At 71.4% G+C, this 16,668-nt stretch carries 22 protein-coding genes; 10 read left to right on the top strand and 12 right to left on the bottom strand.

Going from position 1 to position 16,668, the window contains the following annotated elements; translation table 11 throughout:
* Positions 1–19: 19 nt before the first annotated feature.
* The 3 genes from WD250_06150 to WD250_06140 are packed head-to-tail and all read right to left on the bottom strand — an operon-like array spanning position 20 to position 1,712.
* Positions 20–352: a hypothetical protein gene (locus WD250_06150; GenBank protein MEX2619783.1), complete on the bottom strand. Its 333-nt coding sequence runs from the start codon at positions 350–352 to the stop codon at positions 20–22.
* Between the two features lie 26 nt (positions 353–378).
* Positions 379–876 carry a hydrogenase maturation protease gene (locus WD250_06145; GenBank protein ID MEX2619782.1) on the bottom strand — a complete coding sequence of 166 codons (498 nt, stop codon included), beginning with the start codon at positions 874–876 and terminating at the stop codon, positions 379–381.
* Positions 873–1,712 (bottom strand): hypothetical protein, encoded by an 840-nt coding sequence (locus WD250_06140; GenBank protein ID MEX2619781.1) that lies wholly within the window; start codon positions 1,710–1,712, stop codon positions 873–875. The genes WD250_06145 and WD250_06140 overlap by 4 nt, the downstream gene beginning before the upstream one ends.
* Positions 1,713–1,805: 93 nt before the next feature.
* Between WD250_06140 and WD250_06135 the strand changes: the two genes are divergently transcribed.
* From WD250_06135 to WD250_06120, 4 genes are read left to right on the top strand one after another with little or no spacing between them, the layout of a single operon-like run.
* Positions 1,806–2,711, top strand: coding sequence for a helix-hairpin-helix domain-containing protein (locus WD250_06135; protein MEX2619780.1), 906 nt, complete (start codon positions 1,806–1,808; stop codon positions 2,709–2,711).
* A 23-nt stretch (positions 2,712–2,734) separates the two neighbouring features.
* Positions 2,735–4,033 (top strand): tetratricopeptide repeat protein, encoded by a 1,299-nt coding sequence (locus tag WD250_06130; protein MEX2619779.1) that lies wholly within the window; start codon positions 2,735–2,737, stop codon positions 4,031–4,033.
* A gap of 25 nt (positions 4,034–4,058) precedes the next feature.
* Positions 4,059–4,526, top strand: a complete 468-nt coding sequence (locus WD250_06125; GenBank protein ID MEX2619778.1) for a hypothetical protein — start codon at positions 4,059–4,061, stop codon at positions 4,524–4,526.
* 2 nt (positions 4,527–4,528) lie between these two features.
* Complete coding sequence (locus WD250_06120) at positions 4,529–5,338, top strand: biotin--[acetyl-CoA-carboxylase] ligase (GenBank protein ID MEX2619777.1); 810 nt, start codon at positions 4,529–4,531, stop codon at positions 5,336–5,338.
* 13 nt (positions 5,339–5,351) lie between these two features.
* Here the strand turns inward: WD250_06120 and WD250_06115 are convergent, their stop codons facing one another.
* The 4 genes from WD250_06115 to WD250_06100 are packed head-to-tail and all read right to left on the bottom strand — an operon-like array spanning position 5,352 to position 7,009.
* The gene (locus WD250_06115) at positions 5,352–6,242 is read right to left on the bottom strand and encodes a hypothetical protein (GenBank protein ID MEX2619776.1); all 891 of its coding nucleotides are present in this window, start codon (positions 6,240–6,242) and stop codon (positions 5,352–5,354) included.
* A gap of 4 nt (positions 6,243–6,246) precedes the next feature.
* Positions 6,247–6,429: a DUF1059 domain-containing protein gene (locus tag WD250_06110; GenBank protein ID MEX2619775.1), complete on the bottom strand. Its 183-nt coding sequence runs from the start codon at positions 6,427–6,429 to the stop codon at positions 6,247–6,249.
* Between the two features lie 40 nt (positions 6,430–6,469).
* The gene (locus tag WD250_06105; GenBank protein MEX2619774.1) at positions 6,470–6,721 is read right to left on the bottom strand and encodes a hypothetical protein; all 252 of its coding nucleotides are present in this window, start codon (positions 6,719–6,721) and stop codon (positions 6,470–6,472) included.
* A gap of 30 nt (positions 6,722–6,751) precedes the next feature.
* On the bottom strand, positions 6,752–7,009 hold the full coding sequence (locus WD250_06100; protein ID MEX2619773.1) for a hypothetical protein: 258 nt from the start codon (positions 7,007–7,009) through the stop codon (positions 6,752–6,754).
* Between the two features lie 177 nt (positions 7,010–7,186).
* Here WD250_06100 and WD250_06095 point away from each other — a divergent pair, with 177 nt between their 5' ends.
* The 3 genes from WD250_06095 to WD250_06085 all read left to right on the top strand — a co-directional run bounded on the left by WD250_06095 (position 7,187) and on the right by WD250_06085 (position 9,836).
* Positions 7,187–7,957: an AAA family ATPase gene (locus WD250_06095; protein MEX2619772.1), complete on the top strand. Its 771-nt coding sequence runs from the start codon at positions 7,187–7,189 to the stop codon at positions 7,955–7,957.
* Positions 7,958–9,141: 1,184 nt separating this feature from the next.
* Entirely contained in the window at positions 9,142–9,594 is a 453-nt protein-coding gene (locus WD250_06090) for a heavy metal-responsive transcriptional regulator (protein ID MEX2619771.1), read from the top strand.
* Positions 9,591–9,836, top strand: coding sequence for a hypothetical protein (locus WD250_06085; GenBank protein ID MEX2619770.1), 246 nt, complete (start codon positions 9,591–9,593; stop codon positions 9,834–9,836). Before WD250_06090 ends, WD250_06085 begins: the two co-directional genes overlap by 4 nt.
* An 85-nt stretch (positions 9,837–9,921) precedes the next feature.
* Here the strand turns inward: WD250_06085 and WD250_06080 are convergent, their stop codons facing one another.
* From WD250_06080 to WD250_06070, 3 genes are read right to left on the bottom strand one after another with little or no spacing between them, the layout of a single operon-like run.
* Positions 9,922–10,317 carry a hypothetical protein gene (locus WD250_06080; protein MEX2619769.1) on the bottom strand — a complete coding sequence of 132 codons (396 nt, stop codon included), beginning with the start codon at positions 10,315–10,317 and terminating at the stop codon, positions 9,922–9,924.
* Between the two features lie 21 nt (positions 10,318–10,338).
* Entirely contained in the window at positions 10,339–10,656 is a 318-nt protein-coding gene (locus tag WD250_06075; GenBank protein ID MEX2619768.1) for an AAA family ATPase, read from the bottom strand.
* The gene (locus WD250_06070; GenBank protein MEX2619767.1) at positions 10,653–11,411 is read right to left on the bottom strand and encodes an ArsA-related P-loop ATPase; all 759 of its coding nucleotides are present in this window, start codon (positions 11,409–11,411) and stop codon (positions 10,653–10,655) included. Before WD250_06070 ends, WD250_06075 begins: the two co-directional genes overlap by 4 nt.
* Before the next feature lie 40 nt (positions 11,412–11,451).
* On the opposite strand from WD250_06070, the gene hypF reads away from it, so the two are divergent.
* Both hypF and WD250_06060 read left to right on the top strand, forming a co-directional pair.
* Positions 11,452–13,770: a carbamoyltransferase HypF gene (gene hypF, locus WD250_06065; protein MEX2619766.1), complete on the top strand. Its 2,319-nt coding sequence runs from the start codon at positions 11,452–11,454 to the stop codon at positions 13,768–13,770.
* A gap of 23 nt (positions 13,771–13,793) precedes the next feature.
* Positions 13,794–14,231: a helix-turn-helix transcriptional regulator gene (locus WD250_06060; protein ID MEX2619765.1), complete on the top strand. Its 438-nt coding sequence runs from the start codon at positions 13,794–13,796 to the stop codon at positions 14,229–14,231.
* Between the two features lie 38 nt (positions 14,232–14,269).
* On the opposite strand, the gene WD250_06055 is transcribed toward WD250_06060, so the two are convergent.
* Positions 14,270–14,821, bottom strand: a complete 552-nt coding sequence (locus tag WD250_06055) for a YceI family protein (GenBank protein ID MEX2619764.1) — start codon at positions 14,819–14,821, stop codon at positions 14,270–14,272.
* 56 nt (positions 14,822–14,877) lie between these two features.
* A complete protein-coding gene (locus WD250_06050) occupies positions 14,878–16,098 on the bottom strand; it encodes an arginine deiminase (GenBank protein ID MEX2619763.1) in 1,221 nt (406 codons plus the stop codon).
* 46 nt (positions 16,099–16,144) lie between these two features.
* Here WD250_06050 and WD250_06045 point away from each other — a divergent pair, with 46 nt between their 5' ends.
* The gene (locus WD250_06045; protein ID MEX2619762.1) at positions 16,145–16,657 is read left to right on the top strand and encodes a hypothetical protein; all 513 of its coding nucleotides are present in this window, start codon (positions 16,145–16,147) and stop codon (positions 16,655–16,657) included.
* The last annotated feature ends 11 nt before the right edge of the window (positions 16,658–16,668 follow it).

The raw sequence follows: 16,668 nt of genomic DNA, 5'->3' as shown, positions 1-16,668 counted from the left end.
CTCTGGGTGCGGGTGGGGACTACAGGCGGATCAGCACGCGGATGCCGTCCTGCGACGGTTCGTTCTCGATCCACGCGTGGATCGGGTCGATCTCGCCGAAGGCCTCCGCGATGGCGCTGCCCTCGGGCAACGGTCCGCGCACGCGCACGAACCGCTCCATGAACCCCTGCAGCTCGTCGGGGTCCGGGACCTGTGACTCCAGCCAGCGCACCGGGAAGGGGTGGTCGGTGAAGCTCGCCGGTGGCCGGTCGCACAGGAACGGCCGGAACGACAGCTCGGCGATCTGGGCCGTGCGGCGATCGTCGGGCTCGGCCACGCGGCCGCACTGCGGGCACTGCCCGGGATCAGTCATAGGGGCACCCTACCTCTGCTCGCCGGTCATGCCACTTCCGCACGCACCTCGTCGAGGATGCGGCAGACCTCGGTGACCGCCACGTCGACGGCCTCGCTGACGACGTGGGAGAGCCCCACCTCGAGGACGTCGGTCTCCTGCGGCTGGCAGCCCACGAGCAGGAAGCGCTCGGGCAGCACACCGAGCGCCCTGGCGAGCATGAACGCGCTCTCCGGCTTCGTGTAGTGCATGTCGGAGAGGAAGTCCCAGCGCTCCAGGTCCGGCATGTCCTCGACCACCGCGACCTCGGGTTCGATCACCATCACCGTCCCGGGTGGCCGGCCGTGGTCGACCGCGTCGAGCACGATCAGCACGTCGGTCGGGTCGTACAGCGCCATGACCAGGTTGATACCGCCCGTGCCCGTCTCGATGACCCGCACGGTCTCGCCGAGGTCCATGTGCACGAGCCGGCGGACCGCCTCGACGCCGAACCCGTCGTCGCCGCGCAGGACCTGCCCGACGCCGGCGACCAGCACGTTCTTCACCGCAGCGTGTCCAGGGCGGTGCGGATCGCCTCCCGCCCGTCCTCGACGCTCAACCGCACCAGCTCGTCGACACCCGCGTCGAGGCTGGCGACCAGCGCGTCCGCCACGTAGAAGCCCACCCGCCACTGGTCGTCGATGAATCCCGCGCCGAAGAACATCTCGGTCGCCTCCTGCTCGTCCTCGTCCAGGGCCTTCCCGAAGCGCTGGAGCACCAGGTCCTGGTTCTCCCGGCACCACGGCAGCCACTCCTCGAAGCCGGCGACGCCGTACCAGAAGTAGTCCGCCTCCGGCCGGTCGGGGGCGACCGCTCGTGAGACCTGGATCGCCAGGCCCTCGGCGAACGCCGTCCAGGCGAGATCGGTCGGCGGTGCCTGGCCGAGGAGCGTCTCGTGCCAGGCGTGGGTGTCCTCGTGGGCGACGAGCACGCGCTGGGTGTCGGGTTCGCCGAACCACTCGAGGCAGTGCAGGACCGCCACCTCACCATCGAGGCGCACCACTGCGGCGTTGGTGGAGAACGTGCCGACCATCAACACGTGCATTGGCTCGGGCAGGCCCGCCAGCCCGAGGGTGTCGCGGACCGCGGGCTCGACCTCCTCGATCAACCGCGTCACGATCGGCGCCGCCGGCTCGACCACCCGGCGCACGTCGGTCAGCTTGTGGGTCACCGCGGGCACCTGGTCGGCGTCGCCGTGCCCATCGAAGAAGACCGCGAACACCTCCGGGTGGCGCGATCGGTAGCGCTCGTCCCACAGGTACCCGCGCGTGGCACGATCCTCGAGGAACGCCGCCTTAGCGAGCGCTACGAAGTCAGGGATCGTATCCAGAATGCGGGCCACGGCGTCGCCACGCTAGCACGCCCACGCTTGCCTGTTTACCCCGGGCCCGTCGTATGGCAGGCTCGACGGTGAGGGAGAAGGCAGGAGATCGCCATGAGGAAACCGTTGAACAGGCTCGCGGGCAAGGGTCCCAAGGGGGGCTCTGACCCCGAGCAGGAGGCCGCGCGGCAGCTCGAGGAAGCGCGCCGTGAGACCGCTGAGCGCCTGGGTGGGTCCAGGATGGCTCCCGCGGCGCCGCCGCCGGGGTCCGTCTCGGCGCCGAGCGCGTCGCCGCCGGCGCCCACCCGGCCGCCCGCGCAGCCGGAGCCGGCCCCCCCGAAACGCGGGGGCTTCCTGGGCGGGACGCCACCGCCTGCGGCTCCCCAGCAACAGGGGGCCTTCGCGGCACCGCCCACGCTCGGCGGGGGCGCGACCCCCTCCGAGGAGCGCCGGGCCATCACCGACATGGCCATGGAGGATCTGCAGCGCCAGCGGCAGGCCGCCGCCGAGGACAGCGCCGCCGCGGCTCGCGCGGCGCGCATCCCGGAGGAGGAGTACGAGCGCCGCCGACCCCCCGCACCCGGTGAGAGCCTGCCGGGGGTGCCGCCGCCGCACATCCCCTCCGAGGACCTGCGGGACCAGGCGCTGCGCGAGATCCTCGAGCGCAAGGAGCGCCTGGACCGCGAGTACCGCGAGCGCAACCCCGAGGTGGCGGGCGGGGCCCCGTCCGACGCCACCAAGACCAAGCTGCACGGGCTGGCCCAGAAGAAGCAGGCGGCCGCACAGGCCGCTCGAGCGCAACCCGCGCAGCCGGCTCCCGAACCGGCGTCGACCACCACCACCGACGAGTCGGTCGAGGAGGCCCTGGCCGCCATCAAGGGGGTCGGGCCGGTGATCCGCAGCGCATTGCTGGAGCGCTTCGCCTCGGTCGAGGAGATCCGCGATGCCGATCCCGCGGAGCTGACCGAGGTCGACGGCATCGGGCCGGCGCTCGCGTCGCGCATCAAGACCGCGCTCTGACGGTCGGCGGGTACTCTCCTCCCATGGAGATGACGGCCCCGACGACGCCTGAGCAGCAGCTCGCAGAGCTCGAAGCCCGACTGAAGGCCACGCCGCGCGCCGCCCGTCCGCTCGAGCATGCCTCGCTACGGCACTCGATCGGTCTGGCCTACGCCGAGCTGCCCTCGGGCGACCGGCGGATGAACCTCTCCCGAGCCGTGGCGTCCTACCGGCAGGCGGCGAGCCTCTTCGGCCCGCACCGCTTCCCCGTCGAGCACGCCCGCGTGCAGAACGCGCTGGGGGCGGCGTTGCGCGAGCTCGGTGAGCCGCAGGCGGCGATCGACGCCTGCTCCCGGGCGGTCGACCTGCTCGCAGGAGGCCACGTCCCCGGCGAGCTCGCCGCGGCGCTCAACAACGTCGGTCTGGCCCGCAGCGACCTCGGCCAGCACGAGCAGGCGGTGGGCAACCTGCGGCAGGCCGTGGAGATCTTCGCCGCCGCCGGGGAACCACGCCAGGGCGCGATGGCGCGCCACAACCTGGGGCAGGCCCAAGCGGCCGGTGGCGACCACGAGGCCGCGGTGCAGACGTACGAGGACGCGATCGGGGAGACCGACGACGAGGAGCTGCCCTACCAGTGGGCACTCCTGCAGCACGCCCGTGGTGTCTCGCTGACCGCCCTCGGCCGCAGCCAGCAGGCTGCGTCGGCGTTCGAGGAGTCGCTCGGGGTCTTCACGCGCCAGCGATACCCCTTCCAGTACGCCCTGGCCAAGAACAACCTGGGCCTGGCCCACGCCCAGCAGGCTGACATCACGTCCATGCGCCGGGCGCTCGCGTCCTACCACGACGCGCTGCAGGTGCTCGACATCCGCATGCACAAGCCCCAGCGGGACCAGACCTTTCGCAACCTGGAGCTCGTCGAGGCGGCACTCGAGGATCGGGGCGAGCAGTCCACCAGGGCCGAGCACTTCGTGGCGCTGCTCGGCGACATCGAGGAGCCCGAGCGCCTCGGCCTGCTCCGCCGGCGCATGCTCGACCTCCTCATGCTGCCGGAGAAGCAACGCGACGAGCGGCTCACCGAGCTGGAGGTCGCGGTGCTGAACCTCGAACGGGAGCAGGCGCTGCGGATCACCGCGACCTGGCTCGACGTCCTGATGGAGCTGCCCGACGACCTGCTGGTCGCGGCGCTCCAGGCCCGCATGTTCGCGCACGGGTTCCTGCCATCCGACGAGGCGCGCGAGGCCGCGGGCGAGATCATGGAGTACGCCATCGCCAACGAGCTGCTGGCCCCCCAGCGCATGCGGGTGCGCGACACCCTGGAATCCCTCGGATACGAACGGCCATGACCCGTCGACACGACAAGGGCGCCCGATGACCGACAACGGCCAGGCCATCACCAAGGACGAGCTGGCGGAGGCACAGGCGGCGGCGGAGCGCTTCCTGACGTCTATCGACAAGGGCGACCACCACGAGGTGTGGGAGCACTTCTCGGAGCAGGCCCGGGCCTACGTGCTCAACCGCGCCGTCGACCGGGGCATGGCCTTCGACCTGATGAGCGCCCTCCGGCAGGGGACCGCCTCCGAGGAGGACCTGGACACCTACTACCAGGAGCTCTTGGAGGGGCTGCGTCGTGATCTGCGCGCCGTGGAGATCAGCCGCATGACCTACGAGGCCAAGCCGGAGCCCGAGTCCACCACGCGCCAGGTGCGGGTGACCTACCTGCTCGAGATGGACGTGGCGATCGGCAACCAGCGACCGTCCATACCGGCGGGCTCGGTGATCATGACTCCCGAGGACGGTCGCTGGAAGGTCGATCGGCTGATCCCACGCCCGGGATAGTGGTGGAAGAGCCCGCAGGCGGCGACCTCTCCGCCGAGCGCATCGTGGCCGCGCTCGGCTCCGACCGCACCTTCGGTCACCCGGTCCAGTACTTCGGGGTCGGCGTCTCCGCGGAATCGCTCGCCCTCGGGTGGGCGCGGAAGCAGGACGCGCCCGAGGGCGCCCTGGTGGTCATGGACGTCGAGCTCTCCGCGCGGGGCCGGCGCGGGGTGACCTGGGTCTCGGTGGCGGGTCGGTCGCTGGCCTTCGCCCTGGTCCTGCGTCCGGCGCTCCCCCCTGCCGGCGAGGGCCTGCTGTGGTTGCTGGCATCCCTGGCCGCCGCCGAGGGGGTCGAGGCGGCGACGGGCATGGACGTCGCGCTGAAGTGGCCGAACGACCTGTTGGTCGGTGGGCGTGGGGTGGGTGGAGTCCGGGTCGACGCCCAACTCGGTCCGGGGATGATCGACACGGCGGTGCTGACGGTGCGCCTGAACGTCGGCTTGGAGCCCGACGACTTTCCCGACGGCCTGCGCCCACAGGTGACCAGCCTGGCGATGGAGATGCAGGGCGCCGCCCCGCCACGCCTGGCGGTGCTGGAGGCCATCCTCGGTCGACTGGACGAGTGGTACGAGGCCGGCGTGCCGGCACTGCTGGAGGGCTACAAGGCCCGGTGCGGCACCCTCGGCACGCGGGTTCGGGCGCTGCTCATGCCTGCCGGCGACGCGGTCGGGACCGCCGCGGACATCGATGACCAGGGCGGGTTGGTGATCAAGACGCCCAGCGGGCACGGCAGCATCGGCGTGGACCGCCTGAAGCGGCTCGAGGCCGACTAGCGCCTCGGTGCCGCTACGCGTCGCCCTCCCCGGGCACGACCGCCGCGCGCGCCGCAGCCTCCGGCACGGGGATGGCGGACCCGCCGGTGCCCAGCGGTTCGCGTCGCAACCGCAACGTGTCCCAGTGCCCGAACTCGTTCTCGGGCTTCCAGCGCATCATCCAGCAGGCCTCGCCCCACCGCTCGTGCATCTGGCGTTGCTTCACGTCCGCCAGGAACCGCGAGCAGGCTTCCTCGTCGCGCAGCACGGCCAGCGCGTAGTGGTCGTTCAGCCCGGAGAAGCCCGTGACGCTGCGCAGCACGGCCTCGTCGGCCTGCAGCCGCCGCCCGACCCGCCGCATCTCCCGCCACGCCCGGAACGTCTGCCCCGGTCGCGCCTCGATGCGCAGCACGATCGAGCCCGCACCGCTCACCGCGCGGCGGTGGCGGCGAGCCGCCGGGGACGAGTCGTACGTCGGGTTGCCGTCAGGGCCGGCCGAGGCCTTCAGCACCGGCAGCGCCTCCAGCGCGGCCTCGAGCGCGGCCTGCTCCTGCGGCGTGCGCGGACGCGACTTGCGTCGACCGTCGTCGCGTGGACCGAGCGTGGCGTCGTTCCACGTGCCCACCTCCTCCTCCGTCGGCCGCCACCGCATCAGCCAGAAGGACTCCAGCCACTTGCCGAAGAGCCACATGATGTCCTCGTGGGCCCCCGACCGCATGAAGTCGAGCATCTTGTCCCGGGTCTCCCACGCGGTGATGGTCCAGAACTCGCGCGGACCGGCGATGATGCTGGCGAACCGCACGCATCCCGGCGTCTCCTCCAGCTGCCGGCGGATCTTGCGCGAGTGGTAGAACATCTGCGGGAACCGGTGGAAGCCGCGCAGGCGCGACCGCGTGGTGACGGCGAAGGTCACAGGGGGGGCCAACGGCTCACCCTCCCGCGGTCGTGCGGGCTTCTGCGGCGGCGTAGTCGATCAGCGTCCGGGTCAGGACGACCCCGTGCCGATCGCGGGCATGGGCCGCCACCTTGGCAAGCAGCTCATCCTTGCTGGCTGCCCGGTGCACCGCCCTGCAGGCGACGCCGACATCGGCGCAGGCGAGCTCGACGCTCATGGTGCTCCCTTGTGTCGTGGTGTCACTCGGTCACGGTGGCTCACGTATCGGCGGTGACGGCGTCGGCGACGCCCTCGAGGGCCTCTGCGACCGCCGTGAGGTTGCCGTTGACGTCGGTGAGCGCCGGGCCGACCGGACCCGTGCGATGGGCGATGGACCGGACCCCGAACGTCACCTTGCCGAGCGTGTCGTTGACGTGGTTGACGATCATGACGACCCACGTCAGGTAGAAGGCCAGCGCACCCACGAGCAGACCCGCGAGGATCAGCGTGACGATCGCCGCTGCGGACATCTGCTGCGTCTCCTGTCGGGTGGGTGCCGGTCAGATCAAGCGGTGCAGCGCCGTCACGTACCGGCCGGCGTGTTCCCCGGCCTCCGCCACCGCGGTGCGCGTGTCGGCAAGGGCAGGCAGGGGATCCAGGGTGCCGGTGAGGCGGACGCCGTGCTCCAGGATCTCGTCGGCGTACTGGCGGACCTCAAGCGCCTGGGCGATGACCCGGTTGGCGAGGAGCACCACCAAGGGGATGACGACCAGCAGGGCGGTCGCGTTGGCGATCCACCACAGGACCACGCCGGTCACCCCTTCCTCGAAGCTCTCCCCGGGCCGGTTCGCTGCCGGGACACGTTCGGCTCGGACTACTCCCCAATGATGGCACACATCGCCGCCACTGTGTAGGGGCTCAGCCCGGCACCATCGGGCATGCTCGTGGTACCGTCGAGGGGTCGGGCGTCGTACACCGGTGGCGAGGAGAAACCTATGAAACTCGGAATCGTCGGCAAGGGTGGCGTGGGCAAGACCACCTCCTCCGCACTCATCGCGCAGGCGTACGCCGCGCGCGGAGATCGCGTCATCGCGATCGACACGGACTCGAACCCGAACCTCGGCATGTCGCTCGGCCTCAGCTGGGACGACATGGAGGCGGTGCCGGTCCTGCCCCGCGGGCTCATCGTCGGCACCGACGGCGACATGACCTCCCAGGAGGTCATCGACAAGTACGGCCGCGAGACACCGGCGGGTCCGATCCTGCTCTCGGCGATCCGGGTGGTGGAGGCGGGCGCGGGCTGCACCTGCTCGGGGCACGCGTCGGTGCGCAACTTCCTCGGCGAGGTCCTCGCCGAGCAGGCCGACGTGACCCTCGTGGACATGGAGGCCGGCCTGGAGCACCTCAGCCGATCCGGTGGCACCCTCGCCTACGCCGACGTGCTGCTCGTGATCATGGAGCCCAGCCGCAAGTCGGTCATCACGGCGGCCCGCACGATCGCGCTGGCCGAGGAGCTCGGCATCCCCAGGGTCTACGGCGTCGGCAACAAGGCCCGCCTGCCCGACGACGCGGAGTTCTTCGCCGAGATCGCCGCGGAGTACCGCGTCCCGTTGGCGGGGGTCATCCCGATGGACTCCGGCGTGACCGACGCCGACCGCGACGGATCGGCGGTCACGACGAACCCGCCCGACGCCGTGCGGATCGCGCTCGACCGCGTGATCGACTTCATCGCCGAGGAGCCCGCCGACGTCGCACCGGTCGGCTAACCCGACCCTGTCGTGGTCGTGGCACACGCCGGCGGCTGACCCCCACCATCGGGGTGTGGTTGCGCCGCTGCGTACAGCCGGGCTGCTGCGTACAGCCGGGCTGCTGCCGGCCACCGGCAGGGGCGGGCGGCGTGCCCGGCCCGCAGTGTGCGTCCCGCGCAGCGCTGCGCCCGCCCGACCAGGTGATCGAGTGGACACTTATCGGGTTCGAGACACCGATACATCCTGATATATCCGGGTGCTCAACCAGAAAAGTGTCCACTCCACACCCAGGACGGCGCCGACCAGCTGCTTGCGCCCTGGAAGTACTGCGGCCTCCCAAGCCAGCGCTTGCGCACAGCCGGACACGCAGGCCACAGGCGGCGTCACACTGGCCAGCGGGGCCAAACCCACCCACGGTCGTTCACAGGAGCCAACTTTTGGGTCTTCTCAACGATCCGTGGGTTCACCGAGCGTCTCGCCGTGCCCTTGTAGCCCGGTCGCGGAAACCCGCGACCTTCGCCGACACGGCGCGATGCTGGGGTAGCCTGCCATGCCGCCTCCGCGAGGACCACCACTATCGCCGGGGAAGTGGCCTGGCCACGCGACCACCTCCAGATTGGTGCACTGGCCCGGCCACTCGCCCGGGGAAGTGGGCCTGGCCACGCGACCACCTTCAAAGCGGTGCACTGGCCCGGCCACTCGCCCGGGGAAGTGGCCTGGCGACGCGACCACCTCCCAGGTGGCGCACTGGCCCGGCGACGCGGCCGGCCACCGGCAGCGGGCCTTGGTGGTCAGGGCCTGAACGGGCCGTGCGCAGCGCCTGCGCGCACGCCTTCCACCACCCTGGGCCGTCGTCGCCGACCTCGGCGCATTCGGGAGTCGGCCAGGTGCGGCGCCGTCTACGGAGACGCCGCTGGGCCCACCCACCCCAAGAAGTAGGGGCTCGGATCGCCTGCGCGACCGCGTGGAACCCGCGTGAACAGCGGGCCGTTCACAGGAGCCAACTTTTTTGCTTCCAGGCTGTCGCAAAATGACCAAGCGGGATGGGCGCTCACCCCACATGTTGTGCCGGATCGCCAGGGGATGTTTGCATCTTGCGGTTCGACCCGTGCGGTACCAGCATTTTGCGACAGCCTGCTTCCGGGACTTTTTTGCTTCCGGGGTTGACCTTGAACCCACGTTCAAGGCGTATCGTGGGCTCCATGAACGACCTCACCGTCTCCAAGCTAGCTGAACGCGTCGGCAGCACGGCGTCCGCGCTGCGCTACTACGAGCGCATCGGGCTCCTGCCCGAACCGAGGCGCAGTCAAGGCGGCTACCGCCTGTACGACGAGGCCGCCGAGGAGCGCGTGCGGTTCATCAAGCGGTCGCAGCGCTTCGGACTGCGGCTCGACGAGATCAGCGAGCTGCTGTCCATCCGCGAGCGGGGCCAGTGCCCCTGTGGGCACACCCGCGAGCTGCTCGCAGCACGCCTCACCGAGATCGAGGAGGAGATGGCCGGTCTGGCCAGCCTGCGCGATGACATCACGCGCATGGTGGATGAGCTCCCCGCCGCTGACGAGCGCGCCGGCTGGGGTTGTGCCGACGAGCTCGTCTCGATCACCGACCGACCGACCGACCACGACCGTGACACCGACAAAGGAGACCACCGATGACCGACCAGACCCCCTGCCAGTGCGGCTGCGGCGCCACCGTGGACGTCGCCGCACCGACCCAGACCGACCAGACCGCCTGCGGCTGCGGCTGCGGCACGAGTGCCGAGGAGCCGGCGCGCGTGCAGCCGGCACGCGAGACCGTACCGACCGGAGCGTGCGGGTGCGGCACCGAGGCCGGCGCCGGCCCCAGCGAAGCGGGCGAGGCGTGCACCTGCGGGTGCTGCGACCCGATCCCCGCCTGAGACGTGAATCGCCGGAGCGCCAGCGGAGGCGATTCACCGCTGTGCCGGGTGACCGGCTAGGACCCCGCGGCGCGGCGCGCGAACGTCACGCCGCGGGCAGCAGGTCCCCGGCGAGCGCGACGAGCGCTGCGACCGCCGGCGCGTCGGGGTCCAGATCGAGCGGCGCAATGCCCTTGCGATCGGCCTCGACGATGACCGGGTCGTCGGGGATCGGCACGACCTCCACGCCGGGGAAGGCGGCTCGGACCCGCGCGATGTCCTCGTCGTTGCGGACGCGGTTGGCCAGGACCACCGTCCTCGTGCTCGCCCGCTGACCCGCCAGGCCGGCGGCTCGCGTCCCGACCTCGAGGGACTTCGCGTTGGCTTCGACGACGATCACGACCGCGTCGACCGCGTTCTCCTCGAGGCGGGTGAGCGTGCCGATGCCCGCCTCGCAGTCCGCGATGACGACCGATGCTCCGAACTCCCCGGACCCGAGCAACTGCTCAGGCGAGAGTCCGCATCATAGGCAGCCCGGTTCCGGGTTCTCGATGCGCGAGACCACCGCCAGGCGCACGTTGTCGGGAGCGTCGGAGCCGAAGCGGTCCATCAGCTCCGCCCAGCCCGGCGCGTGCTCCTCCTCGCCTTCGGCCAGGGCCTGGCGCATGGAGTCCAAGCGCTCGGTCTCGGTATCGCCGACGCCGAGCGAGATGCCGAGGTTGGGGTTGCTATCGCAGTCCAGTGCGACCACCGCCCGCCCTTGGCGGCCCATCGTGCGGGCCAGCACCGCCGACGTCGTCGTCTTGCCCGACCCACCTTTGCCGACCACTGCGACCTTCATGCGGTTTCCTCCTCGGCACGAAGCCGTTCCACGAGCGAGTCTATCGCCTTGACCACCGGTGAGTCCCGGGCGTCCTCGACGACCGGCCGGCCTCGCCGGTCGGCCTCCGCCATCGCGTCGTCCAGGGGGACCGCCCCGATGACCTCCAAACCGGTGCGCTCCGCCACCATTTCGACATCCCCCTCGTCGCGGACCTTGTTGGCCAGGGCGACGACGCGCGGTGGGTCGTCGATGAGCTGCAGGCGCGCGAGGCGCCGCGCCGAGAGCAAGGACTTGGCCATCGGCTCGACGACCACCAGCACCGTGGTGGCGTAACGGCCCCAGCCGAGGAACGGCTGGCGCGTCCCGCCGGGGAGATCGCCGACGATGCTCCACTTGTCGTCGGGCAGCTGCCCGGTGATCTGGCGGTAGGCGAACTGCGAGCGCATGAGCCCGCGGCCGGCGTCGTGGATCTTGCCGAACTGCAGGACCCGGACCCCGTCCGGACCCTCGGCGGCGTACTGCTCGACCGCGTCCGCGGCGGTCAGCCCCTCCCGCAGGATGTAGCGGGGGCCACCCTCCTCGGGGTTCTCCATCACCGCCTCGTCAGGGATGCCCGCATCGGTGCTGTCCATGCCCAGCGAGTAGGCAAGACCCGGCAGCGGGTCCGAGTCCAGCACCAGCACGGGCTCCCCGCGCTGCGCGAGGAGGCGGGCGAACGTGCCGGCGATCGCCGACTTGCCGGCGCCGCCCTTACCGACGAATGCAATGCGCATCCGCATACCGTACCGGGTCGCTCCGTATCATGGCGAGCACATGGCTGATTCCCCGGCTGATTCCCCGGCTGATTCCCGGGCCGGCGACGCCTCCGGACGGGTGCGCCACCGTATCCGGGTCGACGGCGTCGTCCAGGGCGTGGGCTTCCGGCCGTTCGTCCACGCGCTCGCCTCGCGATGCGGGCTGACGGGCTTCGTCGGCAACGACGCCGGTGGCGTCTTCATCGAGGCCGAGGGGCCGGCCCCCGCGCTGGAGCGGTTCGTCACGGCTCTCGAAGGCGAGGCCCCTCCCCTGGCCGTGGTCGAGGGCGTGCGTCGCGAGCGCCTCCCCCCGGTCGGGGGGCAGCGGTTCGTCATCGTCGACAGCCCGCCGGGCGGGCGCCGCGAGACCCTCATCTCGGCGGACATGGCCACCTGTGGGGACTGCCTGGCCGAGATCGCCGATCCGGCCGACCGCCGGTACGCCTACCCCTTCACCAACTGCACGAACTGCGGCCCCCGCTTCACCATCGTGACCGACGTGCCCTACGACCGGCCGAACACGACCATGGCCGGCTTCGCGATGTGCGCCGCGTGCGCCGCCGAGTACCACGACCCCCGCGACCGCCGATTCCATGCCCAGCCCGTGTGCTGCCCGGCCTGCGGACCGACGCTGTCGCTGACGGACGCCGAGCACGCAGCCGTGGCGGGCGATCCACTCGCGGCCACCGTGGCCCTGCTCCATGCCGGCCGGGTGGTGGCGATCAAGGGCCTCGGCGGCTACCACCTCGCGGTGATGGCAGGCGACGAGGCTGCCGTCGAGGCGCTGCGCCACCGCAAGCATCGCGAGGACAAGCCCTTCGCGGTGATGGCTCGCGACCTCGACGCTGCGCGGACCCTGTGCGCGGTCGACTCCGTGGAGGCGGCGCTGCTGACCGGCCCCCGTCGCCCGGCCGTGCTCCTGCGTCGCCTTCCGACGGCGCCGGTGGCGACCGGTGTGGCGCCGGGCAACGGCCACCTCGCGGTGATGCTGCCCTACACGCCCCTGCACCACCTGCTCGCGGACCAGCTCGGTGCGCCGCTCGTCCTGACCAGCGGCAACGTCTCGGACGAACCGATTGCCTACCACGACCAGGACGCCCGCGAGCGGCTTGCCTCCATCGCCGACGCGTTCCTCATCCACGATCGGCCCATCCACATCCGCACCGACGACTCGGTCACCCGGGCCTTCCGCGGTCAGGAGCTGCCCGTCAGACGGTCCCGCGGGTACGCGCCCCAGCCGCTGCGGCTGCCCCACTCCACGAGCCGCGCGATCCTCGGCTGCGGCGCAGAGCTCAAGAACACCTTCTGCCTCGCCCACGGCCGGCGCGCCTTCGTCTCCCACCACATCGGCGACCTGGAGAACTACGAGACCCTGCGGTCGTTCACCGAGGGCATCGCGCACTTCGGCAGGCTCTTCGACATCGTGCCGCAGCTGGTCGCCCACGACCTGCATCCGGAGTACCTCTCGACGAAGTACGCAGCGGAGCTGGAGGCGGTCGAGCTGCTCGGGGTGCAGCACCACCATGCGCACATCGCTTCGTGCCTGGCCGACAACGGCCATGCTGGTCGCGTCATCGGGGTGGCGTTCGACGGGCTCGGCTTCGGCACCGACGGCACACTGTGGGGTGGGGAGTTCCTGGTCTGCGACCTCACGGGCTTCGACCGTGCCGCGCACCTGGCCCCCGTGCCCATGCCGGGTGGCGCACGGGCCATCGCCGAGCCGTGGCGCATGGCGGCGGCCCACCTCGACGCCGCCGGCCTGGCGGACGAAGCCCACGATGTCGCCCGGCGCAACGAGGCGCGGTGGGACACGATCCTCGCGGTGGGCCGCTCGGGCGTGTCGGCGCCTGCCACCTCGAGCGCCGGCCGCCTCTTCGACGCCGTCGCGGCACTGGTCGGCATCCGCGACCATGTGCGCTACGAGGGGCAGGCGGCGATCGAGCTCGAGCAGCGGGCCGACCCGCAGGAGGCGGGCACCTACCCCATGCGCCTCGAGGATGGCGCACCGCTGCGACTGCGCGGCGACGAGCTGGTTGCCGCGGTCGTCGAGGACCAGCGCCGGGGCACGGATGTCGGTGTGCTGGCCGCCCGTTTCCACAACAGCCTCGCCGCCGCGGTCGTCGAGACCTGTGTCGTGCTGCGCGACCGCACCGGCCTGTCGACCGTCGCGCTGTCCGGAGGTGTCTGGCAGAACCTCCGCCTGCTCGGCACCGCCGTGGACCTGCTCGAGCAACGGGGCTTCACGGTCCTGCGCCACCGCCAGGTGCCCCCCAACGACGGCGGCATCAGCCTCGGACAAGCCGCCGTCGCCGCCGCATCGTCCGGGCGCGGGCATTGACGCGGCACACGATCTGTGCATGCATGGCCGTCAAGGTCGAGCGCGCGAGGACAATGGTGACGAGGACGAGCGAGGAATCGCAGGCGCGCACGCAACGCACGCTGGCGGCCCCGGGGGGGTCGGACTCCGCGCAGCCCAAGAACTTCCTGCAGGCGTGCCTCCTGCTGTTCCTGCGCGAGCAGCCCTCACACGGGTACGCGCTGATCGAGCAGCTGGACGCCATCGGCAGCCGCAGCGACCGCGGCGTGGTGTACCGCACGCTCCGCGTGCTGGAGCGCGAAGGCCTGGTCCGATCGACCTGGGAGCACTCCGAAGCCGGCCCGTCGAAGCGCAGCTACTCGCTCACGGCGACCGGTGAGCAGGTCCTCGTCGCTTGGGCGGACACGCTCACCCACAGCGCACGGATGCTCGATGAGTACCTCGAGCGGTACGAACAGGTGGCCGCGCACGGGACGGACTGACGCAGGCGGAGGGCGCGCACGTGCACGCCCCCCGCACGTCAGTCAGGAGGTGGGACGGTGCCCTCCACGTGGAAGTCGACGGCGTCGCGCACCTTGAGCGCTCCCATCAGCCCGCTGTAGGGCTTGATGCCCCATTGGCTCTGCACGATGGTCGTCGTCACCTTGGCCGCCCCGTCGGTCAGCGACACGTCCAGGGTGGCGGGGCGCGTGGTCCCCGCGATGGTGAGATCGCCATGCACCGTCAGGCTGTCGCCACCGCCGTTCTCCACGCTGGTCGAGCGAAACGTGATCTCGGGGTGCTTGCTCGCGTTCAGCGACTTCACCATGTTCTTCTTGATGTCGGCGCGGTCGCCGTCGGACAACGGCTTCACCCCGCCCGTCCCCTGAACTGCGGTGATCGAGGGCACGTCGACCGACGCGGTCACGGTCGACTTGGTGACGTCCTCGTCGACCTCGACGATGGCGTGCCACGTTCCGGCTTGCATGATCAGGTCGTGGCCCACCTTGCGGGCCATCCCCTCGCGGAAGGTATGGACCTGCAAGAGGGCTTGGTCGGGACCGAACTCGTATTTGCCTGGAGGAATATTCATGGTCGCGGATCTTAGACCTCCCCGACGCGCCACCACCAATCACCGTTCGCCGCGCACTAGACCACCGGGTCCCGCCACAGCGGGCAGGTCATGCACCGCGGGCCTCCGCGCCCGCGCGGCAGCTCGTGACTGGTGATCTCGCGGACATCGATGCCGGCCTCACGCAGGCGCCGGTTGGTGTCGACGTTGCGCTCGTAGGCGACCACCACCCCCGGGCGCAGGGCAAGGGTGTTGTTGCCGTCGTCCCACTGCTCGCGGTCGGCGGCGACCTCATCCTCGCCGGTGGTCACCACCCGCAGGCGCGCCACGCCGAGACCGTCGGCCAGGGCGGCGACCAGGTCGGTGACCGGCGCCACCCGCATGCGCGGTGACCCGGGGCTGATGCGATACGCCGGCAGACGGGACCGGGCCGGAGGCCACAGGACCACCGCGTCGGTGTCGACGACGGTGAGCACGGTGTCGAGGTGCATCGTCCCCCGGCTCTTGGGCAGGTCGACGGCCAGGACCCAACGGGCGGCGCCCGCCTCGAAGAGACGTGCCGCGAGGTTCTCCGCAGCCACCGGGGTCGACCGCTCGGACAGCCCGACGGCCACGCAGTCCTCGGACAGGACCAGGATGTCGCCACCCTCGATGGTCGCGCCCCCCGTGACGGCCTCCCCGCCGAACCAGCTGCGCCGGGCATGCGAGAAGCGGGGATGGTGCGCGTAGACGGTCTGCCACAGGCGCCGCTCCGACTGTCGGGCCCGGTGGTGCATCGGGCCCAGGACGAGGCCGGCGCCGATCCACGCTGACGGATCGCGGGTGAACACGGTGTTGGGCAGCGGCGGCACGAGGAATGCCCCCGGGCCGAGCACGCCGCCCACGAACCCGTCCTGTGCGCCGGGCACCTCGGCGACCGTCACGCCGCCGACGAGGGCGGTGACCAGGGCCGCGGGCGTCAGCGACGCGAGGTGCTCGCCGACCCGCCCCACGAGCTCGACACCGCAGGTGTCGGGCGTCGCGACCCCGGCGATCAGGCCGGTGCGGACGTCCTCCGAGCCCAGCACCTCCTCGAGCAGGTCGGCGAACAGCCGCACGGTGACGCCCTCGGACCGCAGCAGGTCGGCGAAACCGTCGTGCTCGGCCTGGGCTGCGCTGACCCAGACGAGCTCGTCGAACAGCAGGGACTGCTTGTTCGCCGGGGTCAGGCGACGCAGCTCGAGGCCTGGCCGGTGCACCACGACCTCGCGCAGGGGACCGACCTCGGAGGTGACGGACACACCGGAAGGCACGGGCACGGTGGGCCGAGCCTATACTCGCGACGCAACCGGAAGGAACGCGGGCATGACGGGTTTCATCGTCATCGGCGCGGTCGGGTTGGCCATCGTGGTTGCCAGCCTGGTCCTCGGCGACATCCTCGAGGGCGTCTTCGACGCCTTCGACCCCGACGTGGGGGGCGGCGTCTTCTCCACGCCGGTGATCGGGTCGTTCCTCGCCGCCTTCGGGTTCGGAGCGGCGCTGATCATGGCCGGGACGACCGTGGGTGCGGCGGGCGGTGCGCTCGGTGGCCTGGTCAGCGGCGTGGCGGTCGGCGCGCTCGCGCTGGTCATGACCCGATCGTTGATCAACATGCCCACCGACCGGACCGTGCGCAGCGCGGACTACGTCGGCACGGTCGGTGTGGTCATCACCCGCATCCCCGACGACGGGCTCGGCGAGATCTCGCTCACGTACGCCGGCCAGATCAAGAAGCTGTCGGCCCGTGCAGCCGAGCCCGTCGCGGCGGGCACGAGGGTGGTGGTCACGCAGGTGACCTCGTCCTCGTCGGTCCTGGTCCAACCCGCCGATCACGCATAGGGGAGACGCCC

This window comes from Egibacteraceae bacterium (genome assembly GCA_040905805.1).
In the GTDB taxonomy this organism is placed as follows: domain Bacteria; phylum Actinomycetota; class Nitriliruptoria; order Euzebyales; family Egibacteraceae; genus DATLGH01.
Note: the sequence above shows the minus strand (reverse complement) of the source record. Positions and strands in the feature narration are given on the sequence as shown.